This window comes from Pedobacter sp. ok626 (assembly GCF_900100435.1).
In the GTDB taxonomy this organism is placed as follows: domain Bacteria; phylum Bacteroidota; class Bacteroidia; order Sphingobacteriales; family Sphingobacteriaceae; genus Pedobacter.
In genome coordinates this window covers 149,911-172,352 of record NZ_FNEX01000011.1, presented here as the reverse complement: position 1 = coordinate 172,352, position 22,442 = coordinate 149,911, and the positions used below count along the sequence as shown (strand labels likewise).

The window sequence follows — 22,442 nt, the reverse complement described above, 5'->3', positions numbered from 1 at the left end:
TAAATTTCGTTAACTTTAATAGAGGACTTCATTAAAAAGAAGGCGTTCTGTATGACAGTTATTCAAAAAATTGAGCACTGGGGCGATGTCCATCATGCCAAATGGCTGGATGTTATCCGAATTGTATTAGGCCTGCTCATCTTTAGTAAAGGTATTGCGATAGTTAGCAATACGGCTGCACTTCAAGATATGATTTTGCAAAACGACACTTATGGTTTCTCTGGCTTCATGTCGAGCTTAGGACTGCATATTGTTGGCTTTGTGCATCTTGTAGGTGGGCTTTTTATTACCCTTGGATTGCTGACCCGCTTTGCGGCGGTGATTCAAATTCCAATATTGCTATGTGCGGTATTCTTTGTCAACCTGTCTCGCGGATTTTCAGCACTTAACAATGAGTTATGGTTATCCATCATTGTATTGCTGTTACTGGTGTTGTTTTGGATTGTGGGTTCAGGACCGTACTCCGTAGATCAGGCCATGAAGAAGAGACCTGACATTTTCAGAAATTAAATAGCTAGGCAATTAATTATTGTCTGCTTAATATCATAGCCCTCATCGCATCGGCAGTGAGGCTAATTCCATTTACCGTTACAAGGGCGCGTTTGTAAAATACATCCCGCTCAATGAGTTTACTTTCGATAAATTCGATCATTTGTACTTCATTAAGATCCCTCAACAGGGGTCTTTTTTCTTTTCCACCTTCCAGACGTTTGGCCAATGCCGCAGCGGGCATTTCAATATATATGGACAGACCATTTGTATTCATCCATTCCATATTATCATAAAAACATGGTGCGCCGCCGCCTGTTGCCACAACTACATTTGCAGGATAATCAAAGTTCTTTAAGGTTTCGCTTTCCAGTTTTCTGAAAGCTTCTTCGCCATGTGTTGAAAAGTAGGTAGCTATTGTTGTTCCCAGACTTTTCTCGATCTGATGATCAAGGTCAATAAACTCGTATCCCAGTTTTACGGCTAGCTTTTTCCCCATTGTGCTTTTTCCGCAGCCCATAAAACCTATTAAAAAAATCTTCATCATTTATGCTAATTTCACCCTTGGATCTACAAAGGCATATAATACATCTACCAAGATATTAATTATTACAAATACGAATGCAATAAAAAGAATCGAGCCCATTACAACTGGAAAATCAGACATTTCCAGTGCATTTACCGTTGCACGGCCGAGTCCATTATATCCAAATATATACTCTACAAAGAAAGATCCTGCCAATAAAGATGCAAACCAACCCGATATCGCGGTAATCACGGGGTTTAATGCATTTTTTAGTGCGTGCTTATAGATAATCACATTTCGGCTTAGCCCCTTTGCTCTAGCGGTACGGATATAATCTTGTGCCAGTACATCAAGCATGGCACTTCTGGTTAGCTGCACGATAATAGATAAGGGTCTTAATCCTAAAGTGACCATAGGCAACCATAGGTTTTTCCAGGTCATGACTTCGCCTTTAAAAGGATCATAGCTATATAAACTGCCCGACATATTGAGTCCGGTATAATCACTCAATACAAAGCCAAACAGCCAGGCTATGATAATTCCGGCAAAAAAAGAGGGTGCAGAAATACCTAGAATGGCAAATGAATTTGCAGCCTTATCTATCCAGGTATCTTTATGAACTGCCGAAAGCACACCCAAAAACACCCCAATCAGTGTTGCAAATATCATTGCAGTAAGGGCCAATATAAAGGTATTGGGTACCGTTTCGGACAAGATAGTAGTTACATCACGTTTTGTTTGATAGGAACGCCTCAGGTATGGCCATTTAAGCGCCAATACCTCCTCACCAGATGAAATCAATTTTACGTAATGATATTTCTCTTTACCTTCCTCTGTATTTTCATGAATGCCAAGCGGCGAGAGATCATTCAGGTAAAGGAAAAATTGTGCAGGCTTAGATTTATCCAATCCAAATTCCTTACGCACAGCTTCAATAGAGGATACATCTGCCCGCTGCCCCATAGTCATTCTTGCGGGATCACCAGGCAATATGTTAAACAAAAAAAACACCACTACAATAACGCCTGCCATTACGGCAAATCCATATAAGATTTTTTTGATGGCGTATTGAAACATAGTTATTTACTAAAATACATATCGGCAAGCTTATCGAAAGAAGGCACTGTATTGTAATGCCATTTATTAATCACCACTCCATTTTTAAGTAACATTACACCAGGATTTGATCTAACCATACTTTTTAAAGGTACTGCATCGCCATAAAACACTTCGGCAAATAACTTCATGCGTTTGCTAAACACATCTGCATCACTGGCAGAATTAGATGTTAACAAGACCGTTCTGATGTTAAACTGCTCAGCTGCATTTAAAGCCAATGCATTGAGCTCAGCGATGGCTTTCTCATTGGTATCGTTTAAGTTGTATGCCACAATAACCAGGCTATAATAAGGATTCTCTATCAGTTCTTTTGTGTAATCGGTACCTGAAGCGTCAGTAATCAACAAGTCTTTGATTTTAGGCTCATAGCCTTTTTTCACTAAAACCTTGTCTGGATCACCTACAATTTCCCAATTCTCGTCTTTCCAGATCTCTGTTTTCAAGTAATCCTTATCGCTCATTACTTTCTTTTCACCAGTCTTCTTATTGTGCATCTTGTACATAATGGCGTACTCATCACCTTTCTCTCCTTCAGGGATTTTCATCAACTGAGGAAGGTTTGCACCTATTTTATAAGGCAAGAAATCTAAAACAGGCAATGTGCTGTAAGTAAATATGCCGAATATTGTGGAAGCCAATGTTACAAAAACAAATAAGCCTTGCTGTACTTTCAAGTTTGTAGTAACAGGTTTGATCAGATCACGATTGATAAATAAATAAATGATCAACACCAATAGAACAAGGTCTTTAGAGAATGATTGCCATGGAGTTAGCGGAATTGCATCCCCGAAACAGCCACAAGAGGTAACCACCTTAAAGGCAGCAGACACAAAGGTTAAAAAGGTAAAAAAGACAATTACCGCTAATAGTCCACTTGTTACTTTCTTACTCCAAAAGCCAAACAGCAACAATGCACCTAGTACGATTTCAAATACGCAAAGTAATATGGCAATTCCTGTAGCCATCCCACCCAAAAAGGACATATGGAATACATCGAAATACTCTTGCAATTTATAGCCAAACCCAAGTGGATCATTGGCTTTAATTAATCCTGAGAAAATAAAAAGAACACCAACAAAGATCCTCGAAAAGTTTAATACAATCTTCTTCATTATTGAACGCCCAATTTAATCAATGCAAAAACAGCATAATTTAACATATCCTGATAATTGGCACTTACGCCTTCCGACGCTAATGTTTGTCCTGAATTATCTTCGATTTGTTTTACCCTTAGGATTTTCATCAGAATCAAATCCGTTAATGAGCTAATGCGCATGTCTCTCCAGGCTTCACCGTAATCGTGATTCTTGTTGAACATCAATTCCTTGGTCTCATTTACTTTTGTATCGTAAACGGCCTCAACGGCTTTCAGTTCCATTTCCAATGGATCATGCTCGCCCAAATCCAATTGCATCATGGCGATCACACAATAATTAATGATGCCAATGTATTCGGAAGTGATGTCCTCCCCTACTTTAGAGACTTTTTTTTCTTCTAACGTACGAATACGTTGTGCCTTAATGAAAATCTGATCGGTTATAGAAGCCGGTCTTAATATTCGCCACGCGGTTCCGTAGTCTTTTGTTTTCTTTAAAAAAAGCGATTTGCAAACTGCGATAACAGCGTCGAATTCCTGAGATGTATTTGTTGCCAAAACAATTAAAATAATAAGTTCAAACCCGTTTCAATACGATATCTTTTTTATCTAAGTTTGTATTAAAACAATGGCTAAAGATACATTTTTAAACCGAAAGACCACACTAAACCTGAAAGGTAAGCTGGTTGATTTAAGCACTCCCTGTGTGATGGGAATCTTAAACCTTACCTCTGATTCATTTTATAGCGAAAGCCGCATCCGCACTGTTGAACAGGCGCTGAAGCGTGCTGAAACCATTATAAATGAAGGCGGTCGCTTTATTGATATTGGGGCCTATTCGTCGAGACCTGGTGCTGATGACGTTACTGAAGAGCAGGAAATAGACAGAATTGTTACAGGTGTGGAAGCCATTAGTAAGGCTTTCCCAGAAGCCTTGCTTTCCATAGATACCTTTCGAGCCAAGGTTGCCCGGGCAGCAATTGAAGCCGGAGCACATATCATAAACGATATTGCGGCTGGCGAAATGGATGAGGCTATGTTTGAAACTGTAGCTGATTTAAATGTTCCTTATATCATTATGCACATGAAGGGAACACCCAAAACCATGCAGCAGCATACCAACTACCACCATCTGATGCTGGAGATGACCAGCTATTTCTCTGAAAAGATAGACAAGCTTAAAAAGCTCGGGGTAAAAGACATTATTCTCGACCCTGGCTTTGGCTTTTCTAAAACGCTTGATCAAAATTATGAATTATTGCAGCACATCAGCGACCTCAACATTTTTGAGCTCCCTGTTCTTGCCGGCTTTTCGAGAAAATCTATGATCTATAAATTTTTAGGAGGAGGCCCTGAACAGGCTTTAAATGGCACTACAACATTGAATACCATAGCCTTACTAAAAGGCGTTAACATTTTACGTGTTCACGATGTAAAAGCCGCAGCGGAGTGTATCGCATTGGTTGGAAAGACACAACAGCAATAATATGGCTAAAAAATTCCTAACTTGGCGGTAATTAAGCTGATGCATTTTTGCAAAACAATAATTAAACACATTGAAAACACTTGAATTCGATTTCTTAAAGATTACCATTACAGATGCAGTAGATATAATCCTTGTCGCGCTCATCATATATTACATTTACAACCTCATCAAAAACACCCTTGCTGTAAATCTTTTACTGGGCATGGTGATTATCCTAGCGATCCATTGGATCGTTGATGCACTGCACATGAACCTATTGTCTAGCATTCTTAACCAGTTTATGAGTGTAGGAATTATTGCATTGATCGTGATCTTTCAGCCGGAAATCCGTCGATTCCTACTCTTAATAGGGAAAAACACCTTTCTGCAGCAAAACAAGGCCTGGTGGGGGTATTTATTCGGCAGCAAAAATATCGAACAAAATAACCTGATTAGAATTAAGCCCATTATTGATGCCTGCAAAAGCATGAAAAAGTCGAGAACAGGTGCACTAATCGTATTTGTTAAGTTTTACGACGATCAACTTTTTGCCAACAGCTGTGAGCTCATTGACTCAAAAATATCAAAGCGCTTACTGGAAAGCATTTTTCAGAAATATAGCCCGCTCCATGATGGGGCCGTTGTTATTGCGGAGAATAAGATTAAGAGCGCGAGCTGTATCCTTCCGTTAACCGACAACGATAAGCTACCACCACAATTTGGTCTACGTCACCGTGCCGGTATCGGCGTATCAGAAACCACAGATGCGGTTGCGGTTATTATCTCGGAAGAAACCGGGGAAATCGCCTACGCAAAACAAGGAAGAGTAAGAATGAATGTCTCATTCGGAGAACTTGAAAAGCTGCTAAATAAGGATTTCTAATTTGATTCCCATAACTTTCTGAATTACCCCTATATTAGCGCAAAAATTAAAATCGTTAACTAATTAATCCAACATCATTAATTAATCATTTCAATAATTCTTTTGAAGATAAAAAAGTATATATATAGCACACTACTGGTACTTTACTGCTTCTCAAGTTCCGTTTTTGCAAAATCTGAAGCAATAGTTCCCATTGCGAAAAATGGCATTATAGACCTTCGCGATCAATTGTTAAACCATCAAATAGCACTTAATGGTGAATGGTTATTCTACTGGAATCAACTTTTAACACCTGGTAAACCTGAGTTAAGCCCGGGAAAGTTGGTAGATTTTCCCTTTAGGTGGACAGACAAAATAAATGGCAAAAGCTATCCTGCTAAAGGCTTTGCGACTTACAAGCTGATTGTTCTGCTTCCTAAAACTGATATCCCTTTAAGAATTGCAATGCCCGAAGCTTACAGTGCCTACCGCGTGTTTGTCAATGGATATCAAATGGCATCAAATGGGCATGTTAGTACAACTGCCAAAGACTTTGTTCCTTATTGGGAGTACAGAACAATAGAGCTACCTCGCAATACGGATAGCCTAACCCTATTGCTACAGGTAGCAAACTTCACCCATAGTAAGGGGGGTATTAAAAAAACGATGTGGATCGGCAAAAAAGAAGACATTATTTTAAAAAGAAAGCAGTCTGAAGCTATTGATCTATTACTAACCGGCTGTTTGATTATGGGCGGTTTTTTCTTTCTCGGGCTTTATTTAATGGGCAATAGAGATAAAGCGATTCTATTGTTCTCCTTGTTCTCTATAGTTTATAGCTACAGAATTATCGGAATTGACAACTATGTACTCCATACGATTTTGCCTAATCTAAGCTGGTATTTAACCACACGACTTGAGTATTTAGCCCTATTTTTAGGAATAGGGCTATTCGCCTTGTACACACGTTATCTCTATCCGGCTGATATTAATAGGGGTGTTATAAAAAGTATCTGCTTGCTCTGTTTTGGTTTTTCTTTAGCTGCACTTTTTTTAGCACCTATATATTTTACACAATTAATGAACCCCTTTCTGGCAGTAATGCTATTCTGTCTGGTTTATGTACCATACGTATATACATTGGCCTATATCAGAAAAAGGCCCGGCGCGATTTACACATTGATGAGTTCATTTGCACTGATGCCAGTCTTCGCTATATCCTTGCTTCATTACTGGTCTTTTATTCCACAGTTTCAATTTCTTAGTTTTCTTTTTTATATCAGCTTTTTCTTTCTTCAATCGCTCATACTTTCACATAGGGTATCATTTGAGCTGAAAAAAGCGAGAGTTGAAGCAGAGCAAGGATTAAAAGCAAAAAGTGAGTTTTTGAGTACGATGAGCCATGAAATCAGAACTCCTTTAAATGCAGTTATTGGGATGAGTCACTTGCTCTTAAAAAACGCGCCCAGAAATGACCAAAAGGAACAACTGGATGTCATGCTTTTCTCTGCAAACAATCTGCTCTCTATAGTAAATGATATTTTAGACCTCAATAAAATTGAAGCAGGAAAAGTCTCCTTTGAGCACATTGAGATGGATGTATCTTCAATTGCAGGGAATATTGTTTCAGGATTACAGGGGGCAGCGAACGACAAAGGCATTGGTTTGACCCTAAATGTTGACAAAACACTTAAGCACAAATTACTGGGTGATCCTACCCGTCTATCTCAAGTGATTACCAACCTGGTCCACAACGCTATCAAATTTACAAATCAGGGTTTTGTACAGGTAGGTCTAAAGGTGATCGCGCAAACAGATGAAACTATAACCTTAAACATTGAAGTTACAGATACGGGTATAGGCATCTCAAAGGATAAGCAACGTCTTATTTTTGAAAGGTTTACTCAGGCCGATTCTTCGACATCCAGAGGTTTTGGCGGAACTGGCCTGGGATTATCTATCTGTAAACGCATATTAGAACTTCAAAACTCCTCCCTAAACCTGATTAGTTGTGAAGGTAAAGGATCTACATTTTATTTTGTACAAACTTTTGACAAGAGCTTAAAATCATTAGAGCTTAACAAACAGGAACAACTACCCAATGAGAGTGATCAATTGCTTACTGGTATTCATATCTTATTGGTAGAAGATAATCTGATGAATGTACTTGTAGCGCAAAGATATCTGGAACGCTGGGGTGCAACCATAGACGTAGCATTAAATGGACAAGAAGCATTAGACAAGCTAGATGTAAATAAACATCGATTGATATTGATGGATCTACATATGCCGGTAATGGATGGTTATAAATCTAGCGCTAAAATGCGTCAAAACGGAGTTATCATCCCTATTATTGCACTTACGGCCAACTTGCCTGAAGAGATAGAGTTAAGGGTAGCAGAAGCTGGGATTGATGACATCGTGATCAAACCGTTTTTACCTGATGAATTATACAGGAAGGTTTTACATCATCTTTCTTACTAAATAAAAAAGGGCCATCATATCGGATAGCCCTTTGAATAAAATCTTTCGTTTAAACGATTAGCAATACTGATCGAATGCTCCGATCAAGCTATCTGCAATCATTTGCGCCGGGCGACCTTCAATCTGATGACGCTCGATCATATGCACCAACTTACCATCTTTAAATAAGGCCATCGCTGGTGATGAAGGAGGAAAAGGCATCATATAACCTCTTGCTCTATCTACTGCTTCTTTTTCCATACCTGCAAAAACTGTAACCAGTTTATCAGGATGTTTTTCATTAGCTGCTGCCAGTCTTGCTGCCGGGCGCGCGTTTGCAGCGGCACAACCGCATACAGAGTTCACAACAACAAATACGGTTCCTTCACCACTGATAGCGTTATCAACGTCTTCTGCTGTTTTTAATTCTTCAAAACCTACTTTAGTAAGTTCTGCACGCATTGGTTCTACTAAATATTCTGGATACATATGCTTTAAGTACTTTTATAATTCCTATTTGAACATACAAATGTACAGCACTCGCAGTTAGCATCAAAGGTGTAGCGTCTTAAGGAGATAGTTTTTACGATTAAATTACTTAGCGCTACCCATTTATACCCTCATTGTCAATACTATGCCTTAGAGGGGTGCTTTTTTGTTATTGATAAAGTAATGCTGTAACTTTGCACTTCATTTAAACAAACACAATATGTCATCAGTAGAGACAACTTACGTTCCTTACAAAGTTAAGGACATTTCACTGGCAGAATGGGGCCGCAAAGAGATCGGACTGGCAGAGGCAGAAATGCCGGGCTTAATGTCATTACGTGAAGAATTCGGACCATCAAAACCCTTAAAAGGTGCCCGCATTGCAGGATGTTTACACATGACCATCCAGACTGCGGTTTTAATTGAAACATTAGTAGAACTTGGTGCAGAAGTGACCTGGTCATCTTGCAACATTTTCTCAACACAAGACCACGCTGCTGCTGCGATTGCTGCTGCAGGTATTCAGGTTTATGCCTGGAAAGGTTTAGATGAAGAGAGCTTTGACTGGTGTATCGAACAAACTTTACATTTCGGCCCTGAGCGTCAGCCACTAAACATGATCTTAGATGATGGCGGTGATTTGACTAACATGGTATTTGATAGATTCCCTGAATTGATTCCAGCAATCAAAGGTTTGTCTGAAGAGACAACTACAGGTGTACACCGTTTATATGAGCGCATGAAAAATGGCACTTTGCATTTACCTGCTATCAATGTAAACGATTCAGTTACTAAATCTAAATTTGATAACAAATATGGCTGCCGTGAGTCGTTAGTTGATGCGATCCGTCGCGCTACCGACGTAATGATGGCTGGTAAAGTTGCTGTTGTTGCTGGTTACGGTGATGTGGGTAAAGGTTCTGCTGAATCTTTAAGCTCGCAAGGTGTACGTGTAATCGTTTCAGAAATTGATCCGATCTGTGCATTACAAGCTGCAATGGAAGGTTATGAAGTTAAAAAATTCGCCACAGCAGTAAAAGAAGCTGACATCATTGTAACCACTACTGGTAACTGTGATATCGTTCGTGCTGAGCATTTTAAATCTATGAAAGATAAAGCGATCGTTTGTAACATCGGTCACTTCGACAATGAGATTGATGTAGCTTGGTTAAACAAAAACTATGGCGATACTAAAGTAGAGATCAAACCTCAGGTTGATAAATATACAATTGATGGTAAAGACATCATCTTGTTGGCTGAAGGTCGCTTGGTAAACTTAGGTTGCGCAACTGGTCACCCTAGTTTTGTAATGTCTAACTCATTTACAAACCAAACTCTAGCTCAATTAGAACTTTGGACTAACACAGATAAATATGAGAACAAAGTTTATGTTCTTCCTAAATATTTAGATGAGAAAGTAGCACGTTTACACTTGGCTAAAATTGGTGTAGAACTTGATGTTTTAGATCAACACCAAGCTGATTATATTGGTGTTCCTGTTGAAGGTCCATTCAAGCCAGAAGCTTACAGATACTAATCACAACAACAGATACAAAATCTGTTAAAAATAGAAAAGGGATGCAGTTTTAGAATTGCATCCCTTTTTGCATTAAATCCGAAAACGTTTATTTCTCAAACTCATCCTCAATGCTTTCACTTAAATCGTATAACAGCCACTGCTTACCTTTAACCGCGGCTTGTTTATTTTTCAACAGCTGAATAAAGTCTTTCACGCCTAGAGGCTCGTTTCCATTGCCATGAATCAAAACGATACTGCCAGAATTGGCAGTCTGTCCTTTTGCCAACCAGGCGTCACTACCTACGGGAATAATTCCATAAGAAAGCAATTTAGTCACCACTTGCTGATCAGAGACCAAACCTGGAAAACGAAAAAAGATAGAGGGCAGCAACCCTTGCTGGATCATTGCAATTTCTGTCCCCAGTATTTCAAAATTAAGATCGGTTCCTGGCTCCAATAGAAAGTTCGTTTTAAGTGGGGCCTTGGCACTTACCCGATGATTGTAAGAATGATTTACCCAGGTAATGTCAATATCCCCCGAACGGACGAGCTCTTTCAACCACTTCAAATCATTACTATGGGTCAGCATCCATCTTCCTGTAATCGATATAGCCACAGGAACAGGTTTTTCTGTTCGCTGAAACTCTGTAATCAATGAGCTGAAAATAATCCTATCCAGCGGTTTATGAGAGGGGCAAAGGTCGATCGTAAGTGTGATCCCCTTTTCTTTCGGAAAGCCATGAATGATCCCGGCATCTTGCAAACTCCCGGATAATTGCCTTGCATCGTTTATGGTCTTCGCATATGGCGAATCGCTAAAATAATTAAGTGCCTCCTTCCAGGTTAGCGCTTTTGGACTTACCCGATCATCTGGAATTATTTCTGTCGTAAGTTCATTAGGATCAACAATCAAAAAGGAATCAACATCATCTCTTTTAAACTTACGCAACACCAACTGCGTCTTATTTTCATATTTAACTACAGCAAAATACCTAGTGTAATTCGCAACACTTACTTGTGCGAAGCCTGGTACAGCTAAGAAAAAAGTTAAACCAATGAAACTAAGCAGACTGACTGCCTTATCGCTTATATTTTTCATTTTATGATTTTTCAGGACTCACAACCGTGCTCGCATTTCCATCTCTGATCGCCTGATAATGCGGCGACATAATCTCTACACCGGCTGCATCAAATGCGATATGAATATTCTTATGAATTTCGGAATAAATGGCTGGCATCCTTTTAGGATTACTGATATAAGCGTTCAATTGGTAAGACACATACCAATCTTCTAATCCTGTTTGCAATACAAAAGGTTGTTTTTCTTTAACTACCCCCTCTGAGGCTAGCGCAGCACTGATTAGCAGCTCGTGCGCTGTAGCCCAGGGAATATCATAGCCCAAGGTTACTGTAGTATGAACAATTAAACCATCCTGTGCAGCCAGACTGCTATAATTCACTGTATTTCCGGTTAAAATTGCACTATTTGGGATCGTGATCACCTCGTTTTTAAAGGTTAAAACACGAGTTACCAACAACGATTTTTCCTGGACAGCTCCCGTTGTATCCCCAATCTTAACCACATCACCAATCTTAAATGGGCGCATATAGGTAATGACCATTCCAGCCACACCATTACTAATGGCAGATGAAGAGCCAAATGAAATCAAAACTCCCAAAAATACAGAAACACCTTTAAATATTTCGGAATTTGAACCTGGAATAAATGGCCAGATCACCACGATCATAAATGCATTTAGAATGATCTTCACAATGTTATAAGTTGGCTTGGCCCAATCTGGATAAAACCCATTGATCTTTAACCGCTCAGCTGCAATCTCATTAGAGAAAAACCGAACCATCTTTTTTATATAATGAAAAACAATAACGATGACTCCAATCGTAATTAAATCAGGAATGAAATTGATTATTGCACTCGATATATTTTTTAATGGATTAAGCACAAATCCAATCAAACTGTCACTCCAGGGCTTAGTCCATGGAAAAAGCCTAAATACAATAGGCAGCGTTAGGTAGACCAGAATAAATATCACAACTATCTTAATCAGGTTCAATACCTTTCGAATCAGGAGGAGTTCATTTTTAGAGTTAATTAACTCATAGTTTTTAATCTTAAAGCCTGAAATCTTTGCATGAAGCTTAACACGTAACCAGGCATTGAACCTGTTCGAATACTTATTTAGGAAATAAATACACATCACCATAATGGCAATGATAAGCAAGCCCAATCCAGCCCGTTTTAATAACTCTGTAACATCGGTCTCCTTTTTATAGGTATTTATATTCTCTGCAACAATATCACGATAAGCCTTAGCCATCACTTCCCTATCCATCTTTACCGAATCTGCATCAGCTTTCGACAAACTTAGCAACACATCCCCTTTGTAAGCAATATCTATTAGTGCCGAATCTTTTACTGTAATTAACGAATCTGGCACAAAAAGCAAGTCTTCTGACAGCGCGACTACTTTTGTAGAGGTTCTTTCAGCCCTTTCTGCGGCAGACAAAGAGCCCAACTTATTTTTAACCAAAAACAGCGTATCTGAATGTGCAATAACAGGATACCCTTTAAAAACATTTTTGCTTTCCTGAGCGTAACTGCTGTTAAAAATGCTGATAAAGGCTATAAAAACAAAGAGAGATCGTATTGACATAGTTATTTCTTTTATATTTGTGCATGGCACATCTATCAGTAAATATCAACAAAATAGCTACGCTTCGCAATAGCAGAGGCGGTAATAATCCGGACCTTGTAAAAGTAGCTTTAGATTGTGAGCGTTTTGGCGCTGAAGGGATAACGGTACACCCACGACCTGATGAAAGACATATTCGTTATCAAGATGTTTTCGATTTAAAAGCTGTAATTGCAACTGAATTTAATATTGAAGGTAATTGTAGAGAAGAAAAATTTGTAAAGCTTGTTTTGGCAAATAAGCCTGCACAAGTAACCCTGGTTCCAGATGCCGACGGACAACTCACCTCTAATCATGGCTGGGACACTATCAAACATGCAGCCTATTTAAAGGAAATGGTTAACTTGTTTAAATCAGCAGGTATTAGAGTCTCTATTTTTGTTGATCCTGTAGTAGAAATGGTTGAAGCTGCTGTCTTAACCGGAACCGATAGAATTGAGCTATACACCGAAGCTTATGCACATAATTACTTCGACAACCGCGAAAAAGCCGTTTTACCTTATGTTGCAGCAGCACATAAAGCAAATGAACTTGGACTAGGCATTAATGCTGGGCACGACCTTGATCTGCACAATCTGAAATATTTTGCGCAAAGCGTTCCAGGCCTACTTGAGGTTAGTATCGGTCATGCACTCATCAGCGATGCGCTTTACTTAGGGCTTGAAAACACCATACAAATGTATCTGCAACAATTGAAACATTAATGCATAAAGTTTTATGAAGTCTTTTTGACTGAAGCTAAGGGTATTTTTTATTACCTTTGCGCAACTTTTTATTCATAGACTTCATGAGCTTAAATATTCATTACAAAGAGGACTTTAAAGACCGTCACATTGCCCCTAACACACAGGACGCCAATGAAATGCTAAACACCATTGGTGTGGGTTCTATTGACGAACTGATTGTACAAACAGTACCGCAAACTATCAGACTAAAGCAACCGTTGAATTTGCCAAAGGCTAAATCTGAAAAAGATTACCTTGCAGCACTAAAACAAACGGCTTCTTTAAATAAAGTTTTCAAATCTTATATCGGCCAGGGTTACTATGACACCATTACTCCAGGTGTTATTTTACGCAATGTAATGGAAAACCCAGGATGGTATACTCAGTACACTCCATACCAGGCTGAAATTGCACAAGGCCGCTTACAAGCGTTGTTAAACTTCCAGACTATGGTGATTGATCTTACCGGTATGGAAATTGCAAACGCATCTCTTTTAGATGAAGGTACCGCTGCTGCTGAAGCTATGTTTATGCAATACAGTCTGCGTAAAAATCAAGGCGCTACAAAATTCTTTGTTTCTGAATTGTTGTTCCCTCAAACTATAGATATTTTAAAAACCCGTGCTAACCCTTATGGCATTGAGCTTGTGATTGGTAATCACCAATCTTTCGAGCTTAGTGAAGAGTTCTTTGGCGCTATCATCCAATACCCTGCTGGTAATGGTGAGGTATTTGATTATACCGGTTTTGCACAAAAGGCACATGATAAAAATGTTAAAGTTACTGTTGTAGCCGATTTATTAAGTCTAACCTTATTAACTCCTCCGGGAGAGTGGGGTGCAGATGTTGTAGTTGGTACTTCGCAACGTTTTGGTGTACCGATGGGCTTTGGTGGTCCTCATGCGGCTTACTTTGCGACTAAAGACGAGTACAAACGTTCTATCCCAGGCCGTATTATTGGTGTAACGATAGACAGTAATAACAATTACGCTTTGCGTATGGCTTTACAAACCAGAGAGCAGCATATCCGCAGGGATAAAGCAACCTCTAACATTTGTACTGCACAGGCTTTACTAGCTATTATGGCTGGTTTTTATGCTGTTTACCATGGTCCTAAAGGCTTAAAATTAATTGCTGAGCGTACACACGGATTGGCAGTTTCCCTGGCTAAATCATTAGAAAAACTAGGTTACAAACAACTTAACAAAGCTTATTTCGATACGATCCAATTAGACCTTGGCAACCTGTCGGATTCTATCCACAGAGAGTGTATTGACAATGAGCTTAATCTACATTACAATGGCAGCATTGTTACCATTGCTTTAGATGAGACTACTTCAGCTGAAGACATTCAATTGCTAACCAAAATATTTGCAAAAGTAAAAGGCATTGCGGCTGATGCAGTAGAAATGGATGATCAAAACGTGGAGACTGTAATTCCTGCAGCTTTACAACGTACATCAGATTACTTAACGCACCCAATATTCAACACGCACCGTTCAGAACATGAAATGTTGCGTTATATCAAATCTTTAGAAACTAAAGATCTTTCACTTTGTCATTCAATGATTGCTTTAGGCTCATGCACAATGAAACTAAATGCAACTACAGAAATGATTCCTGTTACCTGGCCAGAGTTTGGTAAAATCCACCCTTTTGCACCAGCAGATCAGGTTTTAGGTTACTATACTGTATTTAATGAATTAGACAAATGGTTAAGCGAAATCACCGGTTTTGCCGCGATGAGCTTACAGCCAAATTCAGGAGCCCAAGGTGAATATGCAGGTTTAATGGTGATCAGAGCTTACCACAATGATCGTGGTGATGCACACCGTAACATCGCCTTAATTCCTTCGTCAGCACATGGTACTAATCCAGCTTCTGCTGCTATGGCAGGAATGAAGATTATCATTGTGAAATCATTAGAAAACGGAAACATTGACGTTGCTGATTTAAAAGCGAAAGCTGAAGAACATGCTGCTAACCTTTCTTGTTTAATGGTGACCTACCCTTCTACACATGGTGTATTTGAGGAGAGCATTATAGATATCTGTAACATCATCCATGAGAATGGTGGACAAGTTTATATGGATGGCGCAAACATGAATGCTCAGGTTGGTTTAACTAGCCCAGGTAATATTGGTGCTGACGTTTGCCACCTAAACTTACATAAAACTTTCTGTATCCCTCACGGTGGTGGTGGTCCAGGTATGGGCCCAATTGGTGTAGCAAAACACCTTGTGCCTTATTTACCAGGACATGCTGTAGTAAATATCGACAATGGAAAGTCTATTCACGCAGTATCTTCCGCTCCATGGGGTTCTGCTTCCATCCTGATTATCTCTCATGCTTATATTGCTATGATGGGTGCAGATGGATTAGCTAACGCTACCAGATATGCGATATTGAATGCAAATTACATGAAAGCGCGTTTAGAGCAACATTACCCAGTATTATATTCGGGAGCTAATGGACGTTGTGCACACGAGATGATCCTGGATTGCAGAGGCTTTAAAAACTACGGCATTGAAGTAGTTGACATTGCTAAACGCTTAATGGATTATGGTTTCCATGCACCAACTGTATCATTCCCTGTGGCTGGAACCTTAATGATTGAGCCAACAGAAAGCGAGCCTAAACATGAGCTTGATCGTTTCTGCGATGCTTTAATTGCCATCAGAAAAGAGATTTCGTCGATTGAAAATGGTGCCCTTGATAAAACAGACAATCCTTTAAAAAATGCACCACATACGGCAGCTGTAGTTACAGGTGACGACTGGAACCATAATTATAGCAGGCAAACAGCAGCATTTCCATTGCCTTATGTAGCAGCTTATAAATTCTGGCCATCTGTGGGCAGAGTTAACGATTCATTTGGTGACAGGTCACTAGTTTGTGCATGTCCTCCAATTGAAAGTTACATGGAAGAACATGTATAAATAAAACTTATTGCTACGATAATAAGTTTTATAGCGAAATAAAAAAAGCCATTATTAGTAATGGCTTTTTTTATGATAAAATAAATGTTTACTACATTGACAATTTACATACATATTTCATAACTTTATACGAATAGCAATTTTTGGGCTAGGGGCCAATCAACTTTATGATGGATAATAAAATTAACCTTCTCGTTATTGATGACGACGACATTAACATCTTTATCATCAAAAAGATAGTTGAAAAGACGGGCTATAATGTCAATATGGTATCCAAAGCAAATGGACTACTGGCTATTGACCATTTGAAAGCTACGCTCGGTCATACCGACTTTCCACAACTTATTCTTATCGACATTAACATGCCGGTATTGAATGGCTGGGAATTTCTGGATGCTTATGACGCATTAAACATCACCAAAAAAGTAGATATGTATATGCTTTCTTCTTCGGTGTATGAGAATGACATAGAGAAAGCAAAAACCTATGCAAAAGTGAAAGGGTTTATCTCTAAACCCTTATCTATAGAAAGATTAATTGAACTTTTTAAGTTACTAGATTAGCAAAAACCTACGAAATCTTAAACTGTCCGTCTGTTAGGCTAACATAACCAGTAGCTCTGCTTTTTCCGTGATAGAACAAACAATTCCAGTTTTCAGCAGCTGCCCTTATCCCAAATTCTTCTCTTAATTCCATCGCTTTTCTTCCGTCAAAGTCATACTTAGCAATAAACTTCCTTAATAGCTCCTCAGGCTCAGGCAATACATCCCCACCAAAAAACACTTTATCTACTCCATCATCCAGTAAGTAAACCTGATGAAAAGGCGTGTGTGCTCCAGTCAGTTCATAGCTAATCTCATTTGTCAGCTGTCCAGAACCTTCAATAAAAGTAAGCTGTGCATTACGTTGCAGAAATTCGAATATTTCGGTTTTATAAGAAGAAGATTTATTGGTAAAAGCACTCTCCCACTCTCCGCGTTGAATGACATAATTTGCATGTGGAAAACTTAACTCTATTTTATCTCCAAGGTGATGAATCATCCCCCCGGAATGATCAAAATGTAAATGAGACATCAGTACCATATCCACATCTTCAGGATCAAATCCGGCTTTTTTAATATTCTCATGCAAAATCAACTGTCCTTTATCATTGCTGTACCCAAGCCCCGTATCGAATAGGATCAACGAATTATTTAATTTTACAAGGAAGGGCTGCACGTGGATAAACAAAGATGCCGGACGACTTTTAGGATCATCTGTCTCCGGATTAAAGGGAACAAATTTCTTATCCGCAGCAACAGAATAAGAACCTTCGTATAAAGTGAAAACTTGCAATGGCGTTTTATTTTAAGCAGAAATTAAATGATATATTTACGAATCATTGCAAAGATATGGAACCTGCGTGAACTTCCTGTTCATAAATGACAACTATAAGGTCATGCAAAATTCATAAGGATTGATAAACAAACAGATAACAATGAAGAAAAGATGGGTGCAGGCTGTCCAAGGAAATCCTGAAACAACAGACTTGCTTGCACAAAAATTAAATATAGATAAGAGTTTAGCACAAATTTTGGTACAAAGAGGCATTTCATCCTTTGATGAGGCCCGCGAATACTTCAGACCAGAGCTAGCCAAACTGCACGATCCTTTTTTAATGAAGGATATGGACAAGGCTATTGAGCGTATAGATACCGCGCTAAGTAAAAACGAAAAAATATTGATTTATGGCGATTATGATGTTGATGGAACTACTTCTGTAGCCCTGGCATTTAGTTTCTTTAACCAATTTACTGATCGCATTACCTATTACATCCCCGACCGACATAAAGAAGGCTATGGAATTTCGACAACTGGTATCGATTATGCAAAAACCGAAGGCTTCAGTTTAATTATTGCCCTTGATTGTGGGATAAAATCCACAGATAAAATTGATTATGCAAACACCTTAGGTATAGATTTTATCATTTGCGATCACCATTTACCTGGTGATGAGTTACCTGCTGCTATTGCTGTTCTGGATCCTAAACGTAATGATTGTCAATACCCATTTAAAGAACTAGCTGGTTGTGGTATTGGATTTAAATTAGCGCAAGCTTATTGCATTACACATCAATTACCAGCAACACAATACGAAAAATATATTGACCTGGTGATGGTGAGTATTGCCGCTGATATTGTTCCCGTAGAGGATGAAAACCGGATCCTGGCCTACCACGGCTTGATTAAGCTAAACACAAATCCTTGCATGGGTTTGAAAGCATTGATGGACATATCAGGTAAAAACAAGGATTATACCCTTACTGATGTCGTATTTACCCTGGCTCCGCGCATCAATGCCGCCGGAAGAATGGATCATGCAAATCAGGCGGTTAAAATGTTGTTATGTACAGAAGACACACTAGCCCTTGAGCAAAGCTTACTCATCAATTTACAAAATACCGATCGTAAAACATCCGACCAGAGCATTACCGCCGAAGCTTTAGCATTAATTGGCGAATGCAACATTCTGATGAATAAAAAAACAACAGTTGTCTATCATGAAAGCTGGAATAAAGGTGTGATTGGCATTGTTGCGTCCAGACTAACGGAGACCTATTACCGCCCCACAATTGTACTCACAAAATCAAATGGCTTACTAACTGGCTCTGCCCGTTCTGTACCGGGATTTGATCTGTATGAGGCTTTACTAGGCTGTGTGGATCTGCTTGAACAATTTGGTGGACATAAGTTTGCTGCTGGCTTAACCATGAAACCAGAACACATTGACGCTTTTGCCGACCGCTTTGAAGAGATTGTAAAGGCCACAATTACAGATGACCTACTTTGTCCGGAAATTAAGATTGATAACGAAATCCACCTTTCGCAAATAGACGGAAAGTTTCAGCGCATTATTGCGCAAATGGCTCCCTTTGGTCCGCATAATGTGGCGCCTATATTTGTAACAAATGCGGTAACTCTTATAGGACGTCCCTTTGTTGTAGGTACAAAACATTTAAAATTAACCATAAAACAACAAAATTCCCCTATTTTTGAATGTATCGGATTTGGAATGGCAGAAGAATATGAACCCCTGCTACAACCAAACCAACCTTTTTCCGTTTGTTATACCATAGAGGAGAATGTTTGGAAGGAACAAAGACGAATACAATTAAATATTAAAGGAATAAAAATCGATAATTAATATATATAAATGATATTAAGAGCTGAGCATCTAATCAAAAAATATAAGCAGCGTACGGTTGTTAACGACGTTTCGTTTAGTGTAAGCCAGGGAGAAATTGTTGGTCTGTTAGGACCAAATGGAGCAGGGAAAACGACATCATTTTATATGATTGTTGGCTTGATTAAGCCTAATGAAGGCACAATTTTTTTAGATGACCAAGACATTACCAGCGACCCAATGTACCGTAGGGCCCAAAAGGGAATTGGTTATTTGGCTCAGGAAGCCTCAGTATTCAGGAAATTATCCGTAGAAGATAACATCATGGCCATTTTAGAAATGACCAAATTGAATAAGGAAGAGCGACATGAGCGACTGGAAGAACTGATTAGTGAGTTTAGTTTGCATAAGGTTCGTAAAAACAGAGGGGATCTACTTTCTGGTGGAGAAAGAAGAAGAACTGAAATCGCAAGAGCACTTGCTGCAAACCCTAACTTTATCCTATTGGATGAACCCTTTGCAGGTGTCGACCCCATTGCGGTTGAAGAGATTCAAACCATTGTGGCCAAACTAAAACAAAAAAATATAGGAATATTGATTACAGACCATAATGTTCAGGAAACCTTGTCTATTACCGATAGGGCTTATTTACTTTTTGAAGGTAAAATCCTCGAATCGGGCACGCCAGAAGTTCTTGCTGCCAATGAAATGGTAAGAAGGGTGTACCTGGGCTCTAATTTCGTGCTTCGTAAAAAAAACCTTTAATCCTTATTCAAAACCCAACGCATGGCAATTGTAAATTCAATTTTTACTTGGTATATGAAAAAGCGAGTTCATCAGATCGAGCTTTTTATGAAGTACCCACATGATGTACAGGAAGAATGGTTTCATAAACTGATATCCAGCGCGGAATATACAGAATGGGGCTTAAAATACGATTATCAATCCATCCTTAGCCCGCAGCAGTTTAAAGAAAGGATACCCATACAAAACTACGACACCTTAAAGCCTTACATTGAACGTATGCTTAAAGGGGAACAAAATATCCTCTGGCCTTCGGAGATTAAATGGTTTGCCAAATCATCAGGCACAACCAGCGACAGGAGCAAATTTATCCCTGTATCTGAAGAGTCTTTGCAAGAATGCCATTTTAAAGGTGGAAAGGATATGCTTTCTATCTTTTGCAACAACAGACCCAACAACCAGATCCTTACGGGAAAAGGGCTGGTTCTAGGCGGAAGTCACCAAATCAACCAGCTGAATGAAGATTCGTTTTACGGCGATCTCTCAGCTGTACTCATCAAAAATTTGCCGGTATGGGCCGAATATTACCGTACCCCAAACATTTCTATTGCCCTGATGGACAATTATGAGGAAAAGATGGAAAAGATGGCAGAGGCAACCATAAAAGAGAATGTAACCAATATTGCCGGAGTACCCACCTGGACCATTGTATTGGCCAAAAAGGTTTTAGAGATAACTGGTAAGAAACATTTATTGGAAGTATGGCCAAACCTTGAACTTTACATACATGGTGCCGTTAATTTCAAACCTTACAGAGAACAATTCAAAGAACTGATTCCATGTAATGATATGTATTACCTGGAGACCTATAATGCATCTGAAGGCTTTTTTGGCATACAGGATGAAGTAAATTCTGATGAGATGCTATTGATGCTTGATTATGGAATTTACTACGAATTCCTGCCTTTAGAGCAGCTTGAGGACGAACATCCTCGGACGCTATCACTTGCCGAAGTGGAGCTGAATAAGAATTATGCCATCATCATTTCTACCAATGGTGGTTTATGGCGCTACATGATTGGGGATACCGTACAGTTTACCAACCTTTCGCCCTACCGCATTAAAATTACTGGACGTACCAAGCATTTTATCAATGCATTTGGAGAAGAAGTAATTATTGACAATGCAGAGCAAGCCATTTGCAAGGCTTGTACTGAAACAAATGCTGTGTTTAAGGATTACACCGCTTGCCCGATCTATTTTAAAGGAGAAGAAGTGGGTGGCCACGAATGGATCATAGAATTTGACCAACAGCCAAATGATTTTGAAAAGTTTGTAGATGTACTAGATCAAACGTTAAGGGAAGTAAACTCGGACTATGATGCAAAGCGATTTAAAGATCTTGCTTTGCGTAGGCCGAAAGTCCATAATGCACCTGCAAATACATTTTACAACTGGCTAAAATCGAAAGGGAAGCTAGGTGGACAACATAAAGTACCACGACTGGCCAACGACAGAAAGTACGTAGAGGAGATCTTATCCGTACTATAGTCAGACTATTTATTTTATTGTTTTTATAAGGAATGTTGTAATTCTGTATTTTTTTAGTTAAATTTAATTAGCTAAATATGAATCTCTTATGAAGACTGTAAAACAATTACTCAACACCAAATCGGTTCAAATTTTCTCCGTAACTGAACAATCTTCTGTGTTAGACGCCTTGAAGTTAATGATGGAAAAGAACATTAGTTCTCTTCTCGTTATGGAAGAAGGAACCCTAAAAGGAATTTTTACCGAAAGAGATTATGCCAGAAAGATTATCCTACACGGTAAATCATCTGCCGAAACTTCTGTTCAAGAAGTCATGACAGCAAATCCTATTACAGTATCGACTTCAGATACCATTGAGTTTTGCATGGGTATCATGACGGAGAGACACATCAGACATTTGCCTGTAATGGATAACGATCAACTACATGGAATGGTATCTATCGGAGATTTGGTAAAATTCATCATTGAAGATCAGAAACAAACTATTTCCCAACTTGAAAGCTATATTACCAGTTAAACATATTTAACCAAACATAAAACGAAAAAAAGGTCTGTTCAGCTAGCTGAACAGACCTTTT

Annotated in this window: 20 protein-coding genes; 12 read left to right on the top strand and 8 right to left on the bottom strand. The window is 39.0% G+C overall.

Features of this window, described 5'->3' with window-relative positions:
* The first annotated feature begins 51 nt into the window (after positions 1-51).
* Positions 52-510, top strand: coding sequence for a DoxX family protein (locus tag BLS35_RS16140; protein WP_090782914.1), 459 nt, complete (start codon positions 52-54; stop codon positions 508-510).
* A gap of 16 nt (positions 511-526) precedes the next feature.
* Here BLS35_RS16140 and BLS35_RS16135 read toward each other — a convergent pair whose 3' ends face one another.
* Genes BLS35_RS16135 through BLS35_RS16120 form a run of 4 tightly spaced genes read right to left on the bottom strand, consistent with a single transcriptional unit; the run spans position 527 to position 3,788 of the window.
* Positions 527-1,036: a shikimate kinase gene (locus BLS35_RS16135; protein ID WP_090782912.1), complete on the bottom strand. Its 510-nt coding sequence runs from the start codon at positions 1,034-1,036 to the stop codon at positions 527-529.
* A complete protein-coding gene (locus BLS35_RS16130) occupies positions 1,037-2,092 on the bottom strand; it encodes an ABC transporter permease (RefSeq protein ID WP_090782909.1) in 1,056 nt (351 codons plus the stop codon).
* A 2-nt stretch (positions 2,093-2,094) separates the two neighbouring features.
* Positions 2,095-3,246: a BT_3928 family protein gene (locus BLS35_RS16125; RefSeq protein WP_090782907.1), complete on the bottom strand. Its 1,152-nt coding sequence runs from the start codon at positions 3,244-3,246 to the stop codon at positions 2,095-2,097.
* Positions 3,246-3,788, bottom strand: a complete 543-nt coding sequence (locus BLS35_RS16120; protein WP_090782905.1) for a DUF1599 domain-containing protein — start codon at positions 3,786-3,788, stop codon at positions 3,246-3,248. Before BLS35_RS16120 ends, BLS35_RS16125 begins: the two co-directional genes overlap by 1 nt.
* Before the next feature lie 70 nt (positions 3,789-3,858).
* Here BLS35_RS16120 and folP point away from each other — a divergent pair, with 70 nt between their 5' ends.
* From folP to BLS35_RS16105, 3 genes are all read left to right on the top strand, one after another.
* Positions 3,859-4,716: a dihydropteroate synthase gene (gene folP, locus BLS35_RS16115; protein ID WP_090782903.1), complete on the top strand. Its 858-nt coding sequence runs from the start codon at positions 3,859-3,861 to the stop codon at positions 4,714-4,716.
* 70 nt (positions 4,717-4,786) lie between these two features.
* Entirely contained in the window at positions 4,787-5,578 is a 792-nt protein-coding gene (gene cdaA / locus BLS35_RS16110) for a diadenylate cyclase CdaA (RefSeq protein ID WP_090782901.1), read from the top strand.
* 102 nt (positions 5,579-5,680) lie between these two features.
* Complete coding sequence (locus BLS35_RS16105; protein WP_090782899.1) at positions 5,681-8,041, top strand: ATP-binding protein; 2,361 nt, start codon at positions 5,681-5,683, stop codon at positions 8,039-8,041.
* Positions 8,042-8,098: 57 nt separating this feature from the next.
* On the opposite strand, the gene BLS35_RS16100 is transcribed toward BLS35_RS16105, so the two are convergent.
* Positions 8,099-8,509 carry a BrxA/BrxB family bacilliredoxin gene (locus BLS35_RS16100; protein ID WP_090782897.1) on the bottom strand — a complete coding sequence of 137 codons (411 nt, stop codon included), beginning with the start codon at positions 8,507-8,509 and terminating at the stop codon, positions 8,099-8,101.
* A 220-nt stretch (positions 8,510-8,729) separates the two neighbouring features.
* Between BLS35_RS16100 and ahcY the strand changes: the two genes are divergently transcribed.
* Positions 8,730-10,046, top strand: coding sequence for an adenosylhomocysteinase (gene ahcY, locus BLS35_RS16095; RefSeq protein WP_090782894.1), 1,317 nt, complete (start codon positions 8,730-8,732; stop codon positions 10,044-10,046).
* 88 nt (positions 10,047-10,134) lie between these two features.
* On the opposite strand, the gene BLS35_RS16090 is transcribed toward ahcY, so the two are convergent.
* Both BLS35_RS16090 and BLS35_RS16085 read right to left on the bottom strand, forming a co-directional pair.
* Positions 10,135-11,127, bottom strand: coding sequence for a polysaccharide deacetylase family protein (locus BLS35_RS16090; RefSeq protein WP_090782890.1), 993 nt, complete (start codon positions 11,125-11,127; stop codon positions 10,135-10,137).
* A 1-nt stretch (position 11,128) separates the two neighbouring features.
* Positions 11,129-12,703 (bottom strand): mechanosensitive ion channel family protein, encoded by a 1,575-nt coding sequence (locus tag BLS35_RS16085; protein ID WP_090782886.1) that lies wholly within the window; start codon positions 12,701-12,703, stop codon positions 11,129-11,131.
* A gap of 23 nt (positions 12,704-12,726) precedes the next feature.
* Here BLS35_RS16085 and BLS35_RS16080 point away from each other — a divergent pair, with 23 nt between their 5' ends.
* From BLS35_RS16080 to BLS35_RS16070, 3 genes are all read left to right on the top strand, one after another.
* Positions 12,727-13,446, top strand: a complete 720-nt coding sequence (locus BLS35_RS16080; protein WP_090782883.1) for a pyridoxine 5'-phosphate synthase — start codon at positions 12,727-12,729, stop codon at positions 13,444-13,446.
* A gap of 83 nt (positions 13,447-13,529) precedes the next feature.
* Complete coding sequence (gene gcvP / locus BLS35_RS16075) at positions 13,530-16,406, top strand: aminomethyl-transferring glycine dehydrogenase (RefSeq protein WP_090782880.1); 2,877 nt, start codon at positions 13,530-13,532, stop codon at positions 16,404-16,406.
* Positions 16,407-16,573: 167 nt separating this feature from the next.
* Entirely contained in the window at positions 16,574-16,969 is a 396-nt protein-coding gene (locus BLS35_RS16070; protein ID WP_090782878.1) for a response regulator, read from the top strand.
* Positions 16,970-16,976: 7 nt separating this feature from the next.
* On the opposite strand, the gene BLS35_RS16065 is transcribed toward BLS35_RS16070, so the two are convergent.
* A complete protein-coding gene (locus BLS35_RS16065) occupies positions 16,977-17,741 on the bottom strand; it encodes an MBL fold metallo-hydrolase (protein WP_090782875.1) in 765 nt (254 codons plus the stop codon).
* Between the two features lie 142 nt (positions 17,742-17,883).
* Here BLS35_RS16065 and recJ point away from each other — a divergent pair, with 142 nt between their 5' ends.
* The 4 genes from recJ (at position 17,884) to BLS35_RS16045 (ending at position 22,381) form a co-directional block, all read left to right on the top strand.
* Positions 17,884-19,590: a single-stranded-DNA-specific exonuclease RecJ gene (gene recJ / locus BLS35_RS16060; RefSeq protein WP_090782873.1), complete on the top strand. Its 1,707-nt coding sequence runs from the start codon at positions 17,884-17,886 to the stop codon at positions 19,588-19,590.
* A 9-nt stretch (positions 19,591-19,599) separates the two neighbouring features.
* A complete protein-coding gene (gene lptB, locus BLS35_RS16055; RefSeq protein WP_090782870.1) occupies positions 19,600-20,334 on the top strand; it encodes an LPS export ABC transporter ATP-binding protein in 735 nt (244 codons plus the stop codon).
* A gap of 21 nt (positions 20,335-20,355) precedes the next feature.
* Positions 20,356-21,864 carry a GH3 auxin-responsive promoter family protein gene (locus tag BLS35_RS16050; RefSeq protein WP_090782868.1) on the top strand — a complete coding sequence of 503 codons (1,509 nt, stop codon included), beginning with the start codon at positions 20,356-20,358 and terminating at the stop codon, positions 21,862-21,864.
* Positions 21,865-21,952: 88 nt separating this feature from the next.
* A complete protein-coding gene (locus BLS35_RS16045) occupies positions 21,953-22,381 on the top strand; it encodes a CBS domain-containing protein (RefSeq protein ID WP_090782865.1) in 429 nt (142 codons plus the stop codon).
* Positions 22,382-22,442 lie beyond the last annotated feature (61 nt).

Excerpts from the sequence above, each read along its gene's own strand:
- BLS35_RS16140 (WP_090782914.1), top strand. The coding sequence starts at position 52 with ATGACAGTTATTCAAAAAATTGAGCACTGGGGCGATGTCCATCATGCC.
- BLS35_RS16135 (WP_090782912.1), bottom strand. The coding sequence starts at position 1,036 with ATGATGAAGATTTTTTTAATAGGTTTTATGGGCTGCGGAAAAAGCACA.
- BLS35_RS16130 (WP_090782909.1), bottom strand. The coding sequence starts at position 2,092 with ATGTTTCAATACGCCATCAAAAAAATCTTATATGGATTTGCCGTAATG.
- BLS35_RS16125 (WP_090782907.1), bottom strand. The coding sequence starts at position 3,246 with ATGAAGAAGATTGTATTAAACTTTTCGAGGATCTTTGTTGGTGTTCTT.
- folP (WP_090782903.1), top strand. The coding sequence starts at position 3,859 with ATGGCTAAAGATACATTTTTAAACCGAAAGACCACACTAAACCTGAAA.
- BLS35_RS16100 (WP_090782897.1), bottom strand. The coding sequence starts at position 8,509 with ATGTATCCAGAATATTTAGTAGAACCAATGCGTGCAGAACTTACTAAA.
- ahcY (WP_090782894.1), top strand. The coding sequence starts at position 8,730 with ATGTCATCAGTAGAGACAACTTACGTTCCTTACAAAGTTAAGGACATT.
- BLS35_RS16090 (WP_090782890.1), bottom strand. The coding sequence starts at position 11,127 with ATGAAAAATATAAGCGATAAGGCAGTCAGTCTGCTTAGTTTCATTGGT.
- BLS35_RS16085 (WP_090782886.1), bottom strand. The coding sequence starts at position 12,703 with ATGTCAATACGATCTCTCTTTGTTTTTATAGCCTTTATCAGCATTTTT.
- BLS35_RS16080 (WP_090782883.1), top strand. The coding sequence starts at position 12,727 with ATGGCACATCTATCAGTAAATATCAACAAAATAGCTACGCTTCGCAAT.
- gcvP (WP_090782880.1), top strand. The coding sequence starts at position 13,530 with ATGAGCTTAAATATTCATTACAAAGAGGACTTTAAAGACCGTCACATT.
- BLS35_RS16070 (WP_090782878.1), top strand. The coding sequence starts at position 16,574 with ATGATGGATAATAAAATTAACCTTCTCGTTATTGATGACGACGACATT.
- recJ (WP_090782873.1), top strand. The coding sequence starts at position 17,884 with ATGAAGAAAAGATGGGTGCAGGCTGTCCAAGGAAATCCTGAAACAACA.
- lptB (WP_090782870.1), top strand. The coding sequence starts at position 19,600 with ATGATATTAAGAGCTGAGCATCTAATCAAAAAATATAAGCAGCGTACG.
- BLS35_RS16050 (WP_090782868.1), top strand. The coding sequence starts at position 20,356 with ATGGCAATTGTAAATTCAATTTTTACTTGGTATATGAAAAAGCGAGTT.
- BLS35_RS16045 (WP_090782865.1), top strand. The coding sequence starts at position 21,953 with ATGAAGACTGTAAAACAATTACTCAACACCAAATCGGTTCAAATTTTC.